This window comes from Nostoc sp. LEGE 06077, from assembly GCF_015207705.1.
In the GTDB taxonomy this organism is placed as follows: Bacteria; Cyanobacteriota; Cyanobacteriia; order Cyanobacteriales; family Nostocaceae; genus Nostoc_B.
Genome location: NZ_JADEWI010000017.1, coordinates 1 through 15,710, shown reverse-complemented (window position 1 = coordinate 15,710; position 15,710 = coordinate 1). Strand labels below are relative to the sequence as shown.

The following is a 15,710-nucleotide window of genomic DNA, read 5'->3' as shown; positions in this document are numbered from 1 at the left end:
TTAAAAAGCCATAAGCTTAGGAAGTAAAAACAGTGGCAAAGAGAAGCCTGAGAAAGTTATGGCAGGGGATAAGACGATTTTTGTCTCGATTAGCTGGCTTGTTGAGAGGAAATCGTCTTAGTTCCAAGGGTAGACGACATCTACAAACAGAAGAAGTTCATCCGACTAATTTAGACAGTAATATTCAGTCTCAAGTCCACCAAACAATTTCTGGCGAGGGAAATGTTGTTCAAAACCCTATTGGCGATAACACCACTAGTATAGGTGTGGTAGAAGGAAACCTAATTATTAATTATCGTCGCCCAATTGACAGACCTTTTCAAGCACCAAGTTTACCTGCCAATTTTGTCGATCGCCCACAAGTTACTCTAGACATTAAAGCTCGTTTACTAGCAAATACATTTTCTGATGGTACTTTACTCATCAGTGCCATTCACGGTTTAGGTGGTATTGGTAAGACAACTTTAGTTACTGCCCTTGCCCATGACGAAAATATCCAAAAACGTTTCTCTGGTGGTGTGCTTTGGGCAACTTTGGGACAACAACCGGATATTTTGGCATGGCTGAGTAGCTGGGTACAAGCCTTGGGAGACTACGAATTTCGTGCCGTTAATAATGTAGAAGCAACCTCAGCCCATCTCCGGAGTTTACTACATGATAAGGCAGTTTTGCTGGTAGTTGATGATGCTTGGGAACCAGATCATGTTAAACCTTTTTTGGTAGCAAGTTCCCAATCCCAGCTATTAATCACTTCGCGGCGTGCTAATGTGGCTGATGCTGTGGGTGCTTCTTTGCAACAATTAAATGTAATGACACCAGAAGAGTCTCTGGTATTACTTTCTCAGTCTTTAGAAAGAAAAATAGATACTGTAGAGAAACAAGAGGCGTTAAGAGTAGCTGAGACTGTAGGATACTTACCAATTGCTCTAAATCTGGTAGCAGCCAGAGTTAAACGAGGAATAACATGGGTGCAGTTGGAAACAGCTTTAAAACAAGAGGTAGCAAATTTAAAAGTCTTATACGGGCCACGTCAAGAAAACACCTTAGAAGCAACCTTTAATTTAAGCCTGAAAGCTTTGCAAGACTACGACCAAAAAGCTTGGGAAAATTTTATTTGGTTAGGAGTTTTGCCAGAGGATGTAACAGTAACTGCACTAATGGCAGTGACATTATGGAATATGGAATCTCAGGATGAAGCTAATGAGCGTTTAGAGCTACTTTGGAATGATGCCTTACTTCAGTCTGATTCGCCTGTATTTGTAGGGGGTGTTGAGTGGAAAGGCTACAGGCTCCATGACTTATTGCATGATGTAGCTCGTAGTCGATTAATACAATCTCCGCCTACGGGAATGGGTTTTAGTTTACTCGATGCTCACAGCCAACTGCTAGAACGGTATAGCAAAAAGACACAAAAAAACCTTTGGCATACCTTACCTAATGATGGTTATATTTATCAACATTTGGTTTGGCATTTAGAGAAGGCTGGACAAATAGAAAAAATTCACCAGTTATTAAAAGAGGAGTCTGCAACTGGGAACAATGGTTGGTTTGAAGTGCGAGAAAAATGGGGGCAAACAGAGGGTTACGTTACAGATATTTCTCGTGCTTGGGAATTAGCAGAGGGGAATTGGAATGAATCCAATTTACCTCAAGTTGTAGGCTTACAGTGTCGCTATGCTTTGATGATGGCTTCCGTTAATAGTTTGGCGGATATTTTACCAGTAGAACTTCTAGTTGCATTGGTAAAAAACAATTTCTGGAATCCTCAACAAGGACTAGCTTACGCTCTGCAAAGCCCAAAACCAGAAAATAAGGCTCGTTCGCTGACAGAACTAGCCAACTACTTACCACTAAATCTTAAAGAAATAGCATTGCAAAAAGCGTTGGAGGTTGCCAAGGCAATTCAGTATGAGCCAAATCGCACGAATGCGCTTTGTGCCTTAGCTAACAAGTGGCCAGAGATATTACCTGAAGCATTGGCAGCAGCCAGAGCGTTATCAGATAAGTATGCTTGCTTCCATGCCTTTTTTGCTCTAGCCAATAAATTCCCAAAAGTACTAGCTGAAGCGCGATCTGTTGCCAGAAGTATTCAAAATGAACTTTACCAAGCTTTTGCCCTTTGTGCCTTAGCCGACAAAATGCCAGAAATACTACCAGAGGCGCTGGCTGTTGCTAGGAATATCCAAGATGAACCTCATCGTACCAATGTCCTTTGTACCTTAGCCAACAGTCTGCCAGAAATACTGCCAGAAGCACTAGCAGCAGTTAGTTCTATTCAAGATGAGGCTCATCGTGCCGAGGCACTTTCTATCCTAGCCAACAAACTGCCACTAGAATTTTTGCCTGAAGTTCTGGCTGTTGCCAGAAATATACAGAATGAGTCTAATAGAGCTTTTGCTCTTTGTGCTTTAGCCGATAAACTGCCGCCAGAGTTATTGCCTGAAATTCTGACTGATGCCAAAGCTATTCCGAATCAGTTTTACCGAGTCACTGCACTTTCTACCTTAACCAAAAAATTGCCACCAGAGTTATTACCAGAAGTGCTAACTGCGGCTAAAGCTGTTCCCGACATATTAAATCGTGCTATTCTTCTTTCTGTTTTAGCCGACAAACTACCGCCAGATTTACTACCAGAAGTATTAGCTGCTGGTAGGAGTATCCAAGATGACGCTCAACGTGCCTTGACTTTAAGATCCTTTGCTTATAAAATTCCAGACATATTGCCACAAGCTTTGGCTGCTGCAAGAGATATTCAGGATGAACATGAACGTGCCTTGAGACTACGAGACTTAGCTGACAAAGTGCCAGAGTTATGGACAGAAATACTAGCAGCAGCTAGAAAAATTCAGGATGAGTTTCATCGCATATCTTTTCTGGCTACTCTAAGCAATAAACTGCCACCAGATTTATTAGATGAAGTGCTGACTGCTGCCAAAGCTATTCCGGACGCATCAAATCGCGCCTCTATATTGGCTAATTTGGCTAATGAACTACCAAAGGTATTTCCAGAGGCACTGGCCGCTGCTAAAGCAATCCCAGACGAATTAAATCGTGCCTCAGCACTTTCGGTTTTAGCCAACAAAATGTCGGCAGATTTATTACCAGAAGTACTAATTGCTGCCAGAACAATTCAGGATGAATATCATCGCGTCTCTATTTTGACTACCTTAGTTGATAAACTACCAGAGGTATTTCCAGAAGCATTGGCGACTGCCAGGAAAATAGCGGATGAATCTCATCGTGTTTCTGCTCTTAAAAACTTAGCCAACAAGCAACCAAATTTATTCCCAGAAGTACTGGCTAACGCCCCAGCAACAGATCAGCCATATCCTATCCATGCCTTAAATGTCATAGCTGATACACTATCTAATGAGTTGAAATATATCTTTGCTCTGAACGCCTTAACCAACAATTTGTCATCAGCAGTCGAGATTTTCCCAATTTGGTGCAATATGATTCATGAGCTATCTCTTAGTACTCGGTTTCGCTTATTACAAAATATGGCATTATTAATCCTGGTTAATTTTGGAGCTGATGGCAAAGCAGCAATGAAAGAAGTTGTCTGCGCGATCCAGGATGTGGCGCGGTGGTGGCGGTGATTTAACTGGGATCAGTTATCAGTTTGTTACTTCAATTTCTTTGGTGTCAATTGGTGGTTGATCTCTAGTAGTCATAAAATCATCACAGAAATTGTCTAAACTCTCAATGAGCGATCGCCAAGGGTGATCATGTTTTTGAGCTTTGTGTAATGTCTCTAATCTCTCAGCCTCGGCTGATTCTGCCGCAATATCAGCATCAATTTCATCGCGGTTAGCATGATAATAAGCTAAAGCTGCATAAACCTGCGCTAAAGTTAGGTGACTAATCTCATCGGCAATTTTTTCTGCACTGTAACCTTGTTTATACCAGATAGCTATACGCCGGACTGTTACCCCTGTACCAGCAATAATTGGGCAACCTCCGTGTATTTCAGAATTATGATTAATGAGTGCGCCAATATCGCTAATGGTTGCCAAGGCTGATGCTCCTAAGTGTCTCCTAGTAAATATTAGTATCTATCAATTTTATATTGTCACAATAATCTATTGACTAACCTTTTAAATTGCGATCGCCTACACCGCTAGTTTTCGCGTAATCAAATTTCATCGATTTACTGATGTGCGATCGCCACATCAATTTTCATCCCCAATGCTACCTAATCCATAGAGAACCCTAACTCATTTACCACCAACGACGTAAGGTTTCTTATTAACCCTACCTCATCCATAGAGAACCTTAACTCATTTGCCACCAACGACGTAAGGTTTCTTATTAACCTTACCTCATCCATAAAGAACCTTAACTCGTTTGCCACTAACGACGTAAGGTTTCTTATTAACCCTACCTCATTCATTAATAAAGTCTACATAATTAGATAATATTACTTAAACTGATTGTTCTCTAAAACACTAATTTTTGTGATTTTTCCTGAGCCAGATTATAGCTAATTTGAGACAAGCTAACACTATCATCGTTACAGGAATACATTTATGCCGCGTGCAAAACGTACATCTCGCATACTTGCAAAAGCTCAACTTCGAGCCTCTGGACTCAAAGCAATTGATCCAAATATTGATTTTGGTGATAATAATAGCTTAGAAAATATGCAGCAACAAATTGCTCAGTTAACTGCCAAAATTGATACTCATAACACGGCTTTGGCAGTGCTGGATGCTTCCAGAACTGATATTGAACAACTAGAAAAAAACTTAAGCACCCTATGTGAAAAAATGCTGCTGGGAGTTGCATTTAAATACGGTAACGACAGCAGCGAATACGAAATGGCTGGTGGTGTACGAAAAAGCGATCGCATCCGCAAAAGCACAGTTACTCGGTTAAAATCTACTTCACAAGAAACTGTCAGCACTGGTAAATCTTAAGTAATAGGGAACAGAAAACAGCGAACAGTTAAAACAAAAGGTTGGATTTTGCTGTAGCTTTCTCCAACCTCCACCTATCCCTCTTCTGTCACTTTCCGAGTATTCTGAATAAAAGAATCATACAGAGGAAACTCTGAAAGTTAGGTAGGGCAATGGATGTAGAATTACAAATCCTGAAACATTTAGCTTTCTTATGCTCAACCTACAGTTGCGATCGTAGATAAATTTCGTTTAAAATTTCCAGTTTTCTTAGCCTTAAATCTATCTCTTCAAATTGAAACTGAGGTGACAGGTACTAGTTATGCTAGTTATGTAGATTTTTCTCATCATCAACAATGGAATCAGGATGCTAGATGGAAGAATACTCTTAATAATCTTCGTTTAATTGTCCAACCTCTTTTACTATTTTGGCTGATTTATCCTTGGCTCAACATTTCCCCTCTGATTTATTGCGAGGATTTAATCATCTAATTTATGCTATGAACTAATTTAAAACTTTTTTGATTCTGGATAATTTCACTTATTTACTACTTGCTTATCTCGAAACGTGACAGAACAGGGTTATATACATCGAATTAGAAAATAAAACCACAAACTTAATCCCCGTCAGAGATTTAAAAGTTGCCTTCAATTTTTTTGTTTTCGGAGAGTGACACAAAAGGGGTATCTAACTCGAAGCACTAGTATAAAAACGCAAAGCAAACCGCCAAAACTTAGTAGAAAGCCAAAATAAAGCAATTGCTAACACCATCGCACCTATCAACCAACTAAACTGAACTCGACCCAGCATTACTTCTGCTGGGACTGTCGTTAAAAATGTGACTGGTACAACAAAGGTAAAGAAAAAGCGGTAAGTAGCAGGGTAAGCAACTATTGGATATCTACCAGCTTCCAACAAACCCCGCAGCACTTCCGTCACGTTGTAAATTTTTACAAACCAAATGCTAGTGGCTCCCAGCATAAACCACAAGCTATAAAGAATGACTAAACCAAATAATAACGGTATACAACTCAGCAGATAGTTGTGAATTCCTAAACCGAGGCGCTTACCTGCATAGCCAATGATCGTACTACCAAAAATTATGTCCGGTAATCCCCAAGGCGAAAGAGTATGAGTAGATAGCCAAAATTGGCTGCGGATAGGTTTGAGTAGTACAAAATCTAAAGTACCTATCTGCACATGACTCACGATTTTGTTTAAGTTAGGAGCCAAAAATGTCGCCGAAAAGCCTTGCAGTATAGTAAAAATCCCCAATACAATCAGCGCTGCTTCCCACGACCAGCCAGCAAAGGTGTAACCAGTACGATAAAACAAGAACAAGCCAAAAATACTTCCGCCTAAATTACCCAAGCTGCTGAGGGTAGCGACAACAAAGTTGAGCCGATACTCCATCTCTGCTGCTATAGATGTAGACCAAAATAGTCGGATTAATTTCCAATATTTGCTCATCTTTGCCTTAAAATCCATTACATCAACAATTTATCAACTTACCCAAACTTCCTAATATTCATCATGCAACAATTTAGCTGAACGCTAAGAGGATGTTTGAAAAATCGATAAGAACACTAAAAACCCCTCTCCAAACCTCTCCCCGACGCGGAGAGAGGCTTTGAACCCCCCATTCCCTAGTAGGGAAGGAGGTAGGCGGATTAGGTTTTTAAGATTTTGATGTTAACAACGATACTTTTTAAACAACCTCTAAGATATTGAATGCTTATTCTTGACAAAGTGAGATTTTATGCATTTTGACTTACCAGAATTAATTAAATCAATTGGCTATTTCGGAGTATGGGCAATAATTTTTGCTGAATCAGGATTACTCATCGGGTTTTTTCTCCCAGGTGATAGTTTACTGTTTACAGCAGGATTTGTTGCCTCTCAGCATTTGCTAAATATTTGGATTCTAATTATTGGCGCATTTATTTGTGCGGTTTTAGGGGACAATATCGGCTATATTACTGGGCATAAATTTGGTAGAAGATTATTCCAAAAAGAAGACTCGTTATTTTTCCATAAAAAACACGTAGTTAAAACGCAAAAATTTTATCAAAAACATGGCAAGAAAACTATTGTTTTAGCTCGGTTTGTTCCAATAGTGCGAACTTTTGCACCAATTGTAGCTGGGTTAGGTGCTATGCATTATCAGACTTTTATGTTTTACAACCTCATCGGCGGTTTCGTTTGGACTGTAGGGATGACGATGTTAGGTTTCTTTTTAGGAAAAACTTTACCTGCTGAACAAATAGATAAATATTTATTGCCAATTATTGGCGGGATTATTGTTATTTCTTTAGTACCTTCTGTTGTACATTTAATCCAAGAGAACAGAACTAAAAATTGAAGTTGAATAAAGAATTAGTTCAGACTATATAAATTTGGCGTTGCATAAATGCGGGATGAAATCATAAAATTCTAATTTTCAAACTCTTGTTCTTTGCGCCTTTGCGGCTTTGCGTGAGACAAAAATCATCCCCTCAATCAGCAACGCCTAAAATTGAATTGGCGATCGCAGATTTCGGCGTTTTGTTGACCTCCTGTAATCAAGCCCACTACAATATGCTTGAAACATCCATTCTTGACAAAATAGCCAGGAACAGCAACTCGAAATAAGTAGTTTATTTCCACTTTACTGTAGTAAAACAGACAAGATACTCTTTTTTTGCCTTACCGTACACACCTCTGGTTGATTGAAAGCCTTAGTACAGGTGGTGCGCCACCTGCTCAGAATTAAACAATCTTCTACAAACCTGTTCTAGAAAGCATAGACACATCATAACTACCCAGACTATTTCTCTGGGCAGAAACTTTAGTATATATGACTATTGACAGTTGAAAGAATTTATCAACTAGATTTAAGATCTTGATGGTTGCGCTGCCAAGTCTTTCAGCACGAGTTTCACTTCCTGTCATAAACTGATAAATGGAGGTAAACGTCATCAATAATCTCAAAACCTTGCATTCCTTCTTAGCTTCATTGTAGAGTCAAGATATACTCCTGAATACTAGATTATGCTCCTCAAATTATACCCTGAGGTAAAAACAGTATAAATTTTTACGGTTAGGAATTTTTTTTACTCTTTTTTTAATCCATTATTGATAATTATTTTCAATATGTTTAGCGAGAGTGATAGCCGACAAGGCAGTAATTTCAAAAAACTGTTTCACATACCCACAGAAGCGATATCTAGCGACAAACCGCTATGTCTCTACACCAGTCATAGCCATAATTTAATCAAAAATTTAAAATTTTTCCTCAAAAGCACAGCAATAACTTGTTGGAAGTTGGCTGACAATATTGTGGAGATTTTATTAATTAGACAGTTTTTGTCTAGAAATGATGTTATAACTTGGCAGTTTGCTTTTAAGGCATAAATGCAAATGATTTCTGTTTATCTTTTGAAGATACAGGAATTGTAGTCAAAAACACAATTGTTATTCACGCCTCTTTTATCTGTAAAGCCAACAAATGAGATAAGTTCGATGAGTACCTTTTTTTGTTCTGATTATGCGAGACAAGTAGGAGAAGACTTGATTGGTAGTGCTACCAATTATGAAACATATATTTTAGTTGAGTGTCCGCCACCTTGGACTACAGAAGCTTTTAATTCCCGATGGGTTCCGAAAAATTTACAACTTTTGGAAGCAGAAATCACCCGTGCAAAACTCCCAATTAGATTTCTTTTAATTGCTAATGATGTATCACATAAAGCAGACCAGACAACGCTGTTAATTTATCACAAAAAACAGGGTTTAAGTCAGGGATACTCCAAGTATGAATTTCATTTACCAAATATTGAGCAAGTAGCAGGCGTTGTCAAAAAATGGTTAGCCAATAAAACTGCTGATTATCCAGTATACACAGACGCAACAAGAGATATTTTAGTGTGTACTCATGGTAGTCATGATCAATGCTGTGCTAAGTATGGCAATCCTTTTTACTTCTATGCTGCTAATACTATTGCTGACTTGAACTTAGATAATGTTAGGCTTTGGAAGTCCAGTCATTTCGGTGGACATCGTTTTGCACCCACAGCCATAGATTTACCAGAAGGAAGATATTATGGTGTGCTTGACCAAGAAGCATTGAAAGCTATATTGACACGCACTGGCGATATTCAATACTTGGAAAAAGTTTATCGAGGTTGGGGAATTTTACCCAGTCAGTTACAAGTTTTAGAAAGGGAACTAATTTTCCATTATGGTTGGGATTGGTTTAATTACAAAATTGTTGGCAAAATCGTGGAGCAAAGTTTAGATAATCAGACATTTCTTGGTGAAATCAGTTGTGAAAGTCCTGATGGTTCTTTATATACTTATCAGGCTAGACTTATCAAGGATAATACTAAGTCTGTTAAACTTAAAAGTGCTTGCAACGCTCATCAAGAGTCAGTGTTAGTTAAATATACTGTAGCTAATGTCTGCCTGACATCAACAAAGATGGTAACTTTGAGTAAATAGTAATTTCAGGGCTAATCATCTACCAATATTTCTGTTGATTGATAAAATTATTCATAGTTATAATTCAGTGAGTTTCACACAAATATACTGCCGTAGGGTGGGCAGTCAATACCCACCTTAAACGCAATAGACGTAATCAATTAAGTCCCTAACATTTGTAAGTTGTGTAAGGTTGCATACATTCCCCCTTGTTGCAAAAGTTCTTCATGATTACCCTGTTCGATAAGTTCACCTCGCTTGAGAACAAATATGCGATCGACATTGCGAATTGTCGATAGGCGGTGAGCAATAATAATGGCAGTACGTCTGATTAATAGTTGATTGAGTGCTTCCTGAACTAAAGCTTCTGTATTCACATCTAAACTTGCAGTCGCTTCATCTAATATGAGAATTTGGGGGTTACGAATAGCCGCGCGAGCAAAGGCTAACAGTTGTTTTTGACCACTAGAAAGATTTGTGCCACGCTCTCGCAATTGAGTATTGTAGCCTTGGGGCAATTCTTCAATAAACTGAGCAATATTGGTATTTTGTGCAGCTAACTCAATTTCGTCAAATGTGTATCTGTCTCCGAGAGTAATATTACTTTTAACATCCCCAGCAAACAAAAAGCCTTCTTGTAAAATTACCGCCATGTAGCGGCGCAAGTCGGCTTGGGGGACTTCTCGAATATCGACACCATCAATTAAAATTCGTCCTTGGGTGGGTTCATAAAGGCGACACAAAAGCCGAATGATGGAACTTTTACCTGCACCTGTAGGGCCTACTAATGCGACTTTTTCGCCAGGACGAATCACAAAGTCTAAATCTTTGATGACAAAATCATCGTCTTTATATGCAAACCAGACGTGTTCAAAGCGAATTTCGCCTAATTCTGGTGTGGAATTGAAATTTTGTGATTCCATCTCAGCAATGATTTCATCTATGTAACCAAAAGTATGATCAAAAACTGAGAAGCGTTGATTGTTGCGATCGCGGATTTCTATTGGTTCGTCTAAAATATCGTTAATTCGTTCAATAGCAGTAAAGCCAGCTTGAATAACAGTAAATTTTTCAGCAAAATCTCGTAATGGGTCAAATAATCGCTGGGCATACAGAACAAATGCAGATAATATCCCAAATGTCAAGTCCTGCTTGAAAAGTAACCAACCACCCATCCACAATACACCAGCGATCGCTACTAAGCCAATCCACTCCAAGGTAGCTGACACCGCAGAATCATAGAAAATGGTTTTATCCATGTGGTCAATGTAGCGGTTGTTGACGGTGCGGAACAACTCTGCATTAATTTTTTCCCGCCTAAACAACTGCACGACGTTAATACCAACAATATTTTCTTGTAGCTGGGAATTTAATAGAGACAGTTCTTCCCGCGCCTTGTAATTAGCCTTGCGGTACTGTTGTTGAAAGTAAATAATCAACCAAGTAATTGGTAACAAGATTAACAGCAGCAAACAAGCAAGTTGCCACTGAATAGACAGCATAATCCCAATAATCACCACCATCGAAAATATATCGGAGACTATGCCAATTGCCCCAGTAGAAAAGACATCGCCCAAAATTTCTACATCACTGGTGAGTCTGGTGATTAATTTACCTACAGGTGTGCGGTCAAAAAAACGGACTGCCAAAGATGTAACATGCTTAAACAAATCTTGGCGGATTGCGGCTGTGATATTTTGCCCTAACTTCTGTAGTAGATAACCCTGAACACTAGTGAAGAACATTCGGGTAACAATTGCCACCAAGATGAATCCTTCCAGGAGATTTACCCCTTGCCCTAAAGGAAGATTCCTGAGAAACTCATAAGTACTTGGTTCATTACGAATGAGAGAAATAGCCTGTCCGATCAATAATGGTTGTATGGCATTAGAGAGAGCGATCGGTACAAGCAATAGCATTGCCAAAGTCAGCAATTTGAGATGACGACGCGCATAGGGAACTAAACGCAAAAATAATCGCCAGTCATTGTTATGCCAACGGTTTCTTCTGGAGAATTTTTTAAGGGATTGGTAGATGCTCATAATGGGAGCATGATTTTAATTTTATTTTGCACTGGGAAAACACGCTTATCTAATGTAGCATTCACACCTGTTATCTAATGACATGCCAGAAATAGAAACTCCAAGACTACGATTAAGAAACTTCCTTCCCGATGACTTTGATGATTTGTTCCGCATCTACAGTGATGCAGAGGTAATGAAATATCTCTCGCCCAGAAACAAGGAACAGACACAAGCCAGCTTACACAAACATATCCAGCATTGGCAAGAATATAATTTCGGGATGTGGGCAGTAGTTCACAAAGAAAGCGGTAGACTGATTGGGCGTTGTGGTTTAGGTTTTTTGGACAATACCTTAGAAGTTGAACTGGGTTACGTGTTGGAAAAATCTTACTGGAATATGGGAATTGGCACGGAAGCCGCCACCGCAACAATAAAATATGGGTTTGTAGAAGCGGAATTAAATCGTATAGTAGCTATTGCTCATCCAGAAAACATCGCCTCAGTGCGTGTAATTCAAAAAATCGGTATGAAATACGAAAAAAATGCCCGCTACTACAACGTAGATGTGGTTTACTACGCAATAAATTGAGAAGTATCGCTAGAAAACAATTAGAGATGTTGCATTGCAACATCTCTAATTATGAAGCGTATTCGCTAAAGCAGCCTTTATTCGTGGACATCAGCCGTTTCTAGAAACTAGCGCATTGTCACAAATTCTTCTGCTGAAGTTGGATGAATACCGACTGTGGCATCAAAATCAGCCTTGGTAGCACCCATCTTAACAGCGATCGCTACCCCTTGAATAATCTCGGCGGCACTATTTCCGACCATGTGCGCCCCTAAAACCTTATCAGTATTACTATCAACGATGAGTTTCATCAAGGTTTTTTCATCTTTACCAGCTAGAGTGTAATACATTGGGCGGAAGCGCGATCGATAGATTTTTACAGCATCACCATATTTTTCCCTGGCTTCTGCTTCAGTCAAACCAACAGTTGCAGCTTCTGGTGTAGTAAAGATAGCTGTCGGCACATTTGCATAACTCATCATCCGGGACTTACCACCAAATACCGTATCTGCTAATGCCCGACCTTCATTAATCGCAACTGGAGTCAAATTAATTTTATCTGTACAATCTCCCACCGCATAGATATTTTCTTCATGGGTGCGACTGTACTCATCTACAAGAATTGCCCCATCTCGATGCTGAACTTTGGTATTTTCTAACCCAAGATGTTGCGTATTGGGTTTGCGACCAACAGCCGCTAAACTCACAGCATCAGCAACTACTGTTTCTTCACTATCACCACTGCCTTTAACTGTGACTTTCACACCTTCTGAAGTTTTATCAATAGCAATTAATTCAATGTTATTGAGAATACGAATGCTGTGGTTGATTATAGACTGCTGAATTTCCGTGCGGATATCTTCATCGAACCCACGCAAAATTTTGTCCCCCCGAATCACCTGGGTAACTTCACTACCCATCCCATTTAGAATACACGCAAATTCGCAACCAATGTAACCTCCACCTAAAATGACGATGCGCTTGGGTTGTTCTTTTAGATGGAAAATATCATCAGAAGTGAGGGCGTGTTCAATTCCTAAGATGTTTGGTCGGACAGGTTTTCCACCAACAGCAATCAGTATTTTGTCTGCGGTGACTTGTTTATCGCCAACAATAACAGTATGTGAGTCGACAAATTTACCATATCCCTGCAATACCTCAACCTTGGAGTTATCCAACATCCGCTGGTAAATTCCATTCAGGCGACTCACCTCGTTGTTCACTGCCGTAATCATTTTTTCCCAATTGAAAGTACTCTCAACTGGACTCCAGCCATATCCTTGAGATTCTGCAAATATGTCAGGAAAATGAGAAGCATAAACCATCAATTTTTTGGGAACACAACCACGATTGACGCAGGTTCCACCTAGTCTATCAAACTCGGCAATTCCCACCTTGGCACCATATTCTGCTGCCCTTCTAGCAGTAGCAATTCCTCCAGAACCTGCACCAATTACTAATAAGTCAAAATCGTGCTTCATGTCTCCCCCATGAATAATTACTAATGCGTAATTCGTAATACGTAATTAAATTAACCATTACGTACTACGAATTATTAAGTCCGAATTATTGTATTTAGGCAGTTACAGGTGTTTTAGCTTCTTTGAGGTAAGCCAGCATTGTATCTGCATCTGAAACTTCAAAAGGATCAGTGGGACAGTTATCTAAAAAGCCTGGTTCAATGAAAATCTTTTCAATTTTGCCATCGTCAACTACCATCGAGTAGCGCCAAGAGCGCATCCCAAAGCCCAAGTTAGACTTATCTACTAACATACCCATTTTGCGAGTAAACTCGCCATTACCATCAGGAAGTAAAAATACGTTATTTGCGCCTTGTTGCTTGCCCCATTGGAACATCACAAAGGCATCATTTACAGATATACAAATTATTTCATTAACGCCTAAAGCTTTGAATTGATCATATAGTTCTTCATAGCGTGGCAGATGGGAGGTGGAACAAGTAGGAGTAAACGCCCCAGGTAAAGAGAAAACTACAACACGCTTGCCACCGAAAATATCTTGGGTGGTGCGATCTTGCCAACGAAAAGGATTTGTCCCTGGGATAGACTCATCACGCACACGAGTTTTGAAGACAACATCAGGAACTCTGTCAATAATAGCCATATTTACCTCTCTAGCAGTTTATGTATGGGCGGTTAATGCAATACCGCCGATGTAAGTCAGAATAATTCTGATTTAAGAAATATGCAATAGTTATAAATACTTAAAAATAAAAATCTACGCGCATCATCAGTGGCGTTAATCACCCGCAATGAATTAATAAATGTAAGGCTTCATAGACTCTACGATTTCTTGGCGTTATTGGAGTCTTAAAACTGCCGAGAGGATACTAATTTAAAGAGTAAATCGATGATTATTGTGGCAACAAAACCCGACACAACCCTAGATACGCAGAACTTACGCAAGTGTCGCACGTTGCCATCACTTGTGATACTTGCGTGAGTCCTGTTATCCAACAATCTTCATACTTAAATCCAACCACTTCGACTGAGTGATCGGCGCACTACTAGAAATATAATCAACGCCTGTTGCCGCTAAATCATAAATATTGTCTAAAGTTACATTCCCTGAAGCTTCAATTTTCACTAGAGTATTGTGCTGACGAATGATGTGTACTGCTTCATGAATCATATTCAGAGACATATTATCTAACATGATTATGTCAGCTTGATGCTGTAAAGCTTCTTTTACCTGTTCGATACTTTCTGTTTCTACTTCTATCGTCAAGGGATAAGGTATTTGAGAACGAATACGAGTAATTGCTTCTCCAATTCCCCCAGCAGCAGCAATATGGTTGTCTTTAATCATCACTGCATCGTCTAACCCCATACGGTGATTTGTTGCACCTCCCACCGCAGTTGCATACTTTTCTAAAAGTCGTAACCCTGGTGTCGTTTTGCGTGTATCCACTAACTGAGCCGGGAAATCAGCAATTTTCTCTATATATTTATGAGTTAATGTGGCAATCCCACTTAACCGCATAGCTAAGTTCAGTGCTACCCGTTCCCCCATCAGCAGTGCATCTAATGAACCATGAATTTCTGCTACGACTTGCCCCGGCTCACAGAATGCACCTTCTGTGACAATAGTCGTAAAGCTAATTTTTTCATTCAAAAGTTGAAATACTCTTCCTGCAACTGGTAAGCCTGCAACTATTCCTGGTGCTTTCGCTATCCATTTTGCTGTTCCTAGAGCCAAATTTGAGGTAAGGAGGGGATTCGTTGTGCGATCGCCCCGACCAATATCTTCCAACAACCAGCCATGCAATAGTGGATCTAACACTAGCCAAGGCGGTAAGACACCAACTTTATTCACAACTTAATAATTACTTCTTTCTCTACTTCTAGAAATAATATATCCCAAAACCCTTACTATCCAAGGGTTATAAGCAAGGAAAAAATAATTTTGAGAGAATAGTTGACAGAGAAGGGAGAGTGAGATAGATTAGATAAGTGCCTGAGAGAAGCGCTGCGAAGCGAAGCTCGGAAAGGAACCGAACCATGAAAAGATTATAGTTTGAAAGCAATAATAACACAAGTAGCCTGCGTCAAGAAAATAAAGAAACCAGGCTGAGGTTATAAAAGAGCAGCCAATGAGCTAAAAACAAACAATTCAAAACGGAGAGTTTGATCCTGGCTCAGGATGAACGCTGGCGGTATGCTTAACACATGCAAGTCGAACGGTCTCTTCGGAGATAGTGGCGGACGGGTGAGTAACGCGTGAGAATCTAGCTTCAGGTC

Annotated in this window: 11 protein-coding genes, 1 rRNA gene and 1 pseudogene; 7 read left to right on the top strand and 6 right to left on the bottom strand. The window is 39.6% G+C overall.

Features of this window, described 5'->3' with window-relative positions:
- Positions 1 to 32 precede the first annotated feature (32 nt).
- Positions 33 to 3,599 (top strand): NB-ARC domain-containing protein, encoded by a 3,567-nt coding sequence (locus IQ244_RS13695; protein WP_322746064.1) that lies wholly within the window; start codon positions 33 to 35, stop codon positions 3,597 to 3,599.
- Positions 3,600 to 3,617: 18 nt separating this feature from the next.
- Here the strand turns inward: IQ244_RS13695 and IQ244_RS13690 are convergent, their stop codons facing one another.
- On the bottom strand, positions 3,618 to 4,016 hold the full coding sequence (locus IQ244_RS13690) for a DUF433 domain-containing protein (RefSeq protein ID WP_193894867.1): 399 nt from the start codon (positions 4,014 to 4,016) through the stop codon (positions 3,618 to 3,620).
- A gap of 513 nt (positions 4,017 to 4,529) precedes the next feature.
- On the opposite strand from IQ244_RS13690, the gene IQ244_RS13685 reads away from it, so the two are divergent.
- Both IQ244_RS13685 and IQ244_RS13680 read left to right on the top strand, forming a co-directional pair.
- The gene (locus IQ244_RS13685) at positions 4,530 to 4,919 is read left to right on the top strand and encodes a hypothetical protein (protein ID WP_193894865.1); all 390 of its coding nucleotides are present in this window, start codon (positions 4,530 to 4,532) and stop codon (positions 4,917 to 4,919) included.
- Between the two features lie 231 nt (positions 4,920 to 5,150).
- Positions 5,151 to 5,407: pseudogene (locus IQ244_RS13680) on the top strand (IS701 family transposase); the annotation flags it as partial.
- Positions 5,408 to 5,586: 179 nt separating this feature from the next.
- On the opposite strand, the gene IQ244_RS13675 reads toward IQ244_RS13680, so the two are convergent.
- Complete coding sequence (locus tag IQ244_RS13675; protein ID WP_193894863.1) at positions 5,587 to 6,369, bottom strand: ABC transporter permease; 783 nt, start codon at positions 6,367 to 6,369, stop codon at positions 5,587 to 5,589.
- A gap of 289 nt (positions 6,370 to 6,658) precedes the next feature.
- Between IQ244_RS13675 and IQ244_RS13670 the strand changes: the two genes are divergently transcribed.
- Both IQ244_RS13670 and IQ244_RS13665 read left to right on the top strand, forming a co-directional pair.
- Complete coding sequence (locus IQ244_RS13670) at positions 6,659 to 7,261, top strand: DedA family protein (protein ID WP_193894861.1); 603 nt, start codon at positions 6,659 to 6,661, stop codon at positions 7,259 to 7,261.
- A 1,139-nt stretch (positions 7,262 to 8,400) separates the two neighbouring features.
- Entirely contained in the window at positions 8,401 to 9,378 is a 978-nt protein-coding gene (locus tag IQ244_RS13665; protein ID WP_193894859.1) for a sucrase ferredoxin, read from the top strand.
- 140 nt (positions 9,379 to 9,518) lie between these two features.
- On the opposite strand, the gene IQ244_RS13660 is transcribed toward IQ244_RS13665, so the two are convergent.
- Positions 9,519 to 11,399, bottom strand: a complete 1,881-nt coding sequence (locus IQ244_RS13660; RefSeq protein WP_193894857.1) for an ABC transporter ATP-binding protein — start codon at positions 11,397 to 11,399, stop codon at positions 9,519 to 9,521.
- Between the two features lie 82 nt (positions 11,400 to 11,481).
- On the opposite strand from IQ244_RS13660, the gene IQ244_RS13655 reads away from it, so the two are divergent.
- Positions 11,482 to 11,970, top strand: a complete 489-nt coding sequence (locus IQ244_RS13655; RefSeq protein ID WP_193894855.1) for a GNAT family N-acetyltransferase — start codon at positions 11,482 to 11,484, stop codon at positions 11,968 to 11,970.
- 107 nt (positions 11,971 to 12,077) lie between these two features.
- Here the strand turns inward: IQ244_RS13655 and gorA are convergent, their stop codons facing one another.
- The 3 genes from gorA to nadC form a co-directional block, all read right to left on the bottom strand.
- Positions 12,078 to 13,430: a glutathione-disulfide reductase gene (gorA, locus tag IQ244_RS13650; RefSeq protein WP_193894853.1), complete on the bottom strand. Its 1,353-nt coding sequence runs from the start codon at positions 13,428 to 13,430 to the stop codon at positions 12,078 to 12,080.
- Between the two features lie 94 nt (positions 13,431 to 13,524).
- Positions 13,525 to 14,073, bottom strand: a complete 549-nt coding sequence (locus IQ244_RS13645) for a peroxiredoxin (RefSeq protein ID WP_193894851.1) — start codon at positions 14,071 to 14,073, stop codon at positions 13,525 to 13,527.
- 345 nt (positions 14,074 to 14,418) lie between these two features.
- Complete coding sequence (gene nadC, locus IQ244_RS13640; protein WP_193894849.1) at positions 14,419 to 15,285, bottom strand: carboxylating nicotinate-nucleotide diphosphorylase; 867 nt, start codon at positions 15,283 to 15,285, stop codon at positions 14,419 to 14,421.
- A 299-nt stretch (positions 15,286 to 15,584) separates the two neighbouring features.
- Here nadC and IQ244_RS13635 point away from each other — a divergent pair.
- Positions 15,585 to 15,710, top strand: a 16S ribosomal RNA gene (locus tag IQ244_RS13635); the annotation flags it as partial.

What these genes read in the sequence shown, in the direction of transcription:
- IQ244_RS13685 (WP_193894865.1), top strand. Translation starts at nt 4,530, where the DNA reads ATGCCGCGTGCAAAACGTACATCTCGCATACTTGCAAAAGCTCAACTT.
- IQ244_RS13675 (WP_193894863.1), bottom strand. Translation starts at nt 6,369, where the DNA reads ATGAGCAAATATTGGAAATTAATCCGACTATTTTGGTCTACATCTATA.
- IQ244_RS13670 (WP_193894861.1), top strand. Translation starts at nt 6,659, where the DNA reads ATGCATTTTGACTTACCAGAATTAATTAAATCAATTGGCTATTTCGGA.
- IQ244_RS13665 (WP_193894859.1), top strand. Translation starts at nt 8,401, where the DNA reads ATGAGTACCTTTTTTTGTTCTGATTATGCGAGACAAGTAGGAGAAGAC.
- IQ244_RS13660 (WP_193894857.1), bottom strand. Translation starts at nt 11,399, where the DNA reads ATGAGCATCTACCAATCCCTTAAAAAATTCTCCAGAAGAAACCGTTGG.
- IQ244_RS13655 (WP_193894855.1), top strand. Translation starts at nt 11,482, where the DNA reads ATGCCAGAAATAGAAACTCCAAGACTACGATTAAGAAACTTCCTTCCC.
- gorA (WP_193894853.1), bottom strand. Translation starts at nt 13,430, where the DNA reads ATGAAGCACGATTTTGACTTATTAGTAATTGGTGCAGGTTCTGGAGGA.
- IQ244_RS13645 (WP_193894851.1), bottom strand. Translation starts at nt 14,073, where the DNA reads ATGGCTATTATTGACAGAGTTCCTGATGTTGTCTTCAAAACTCGTGTG.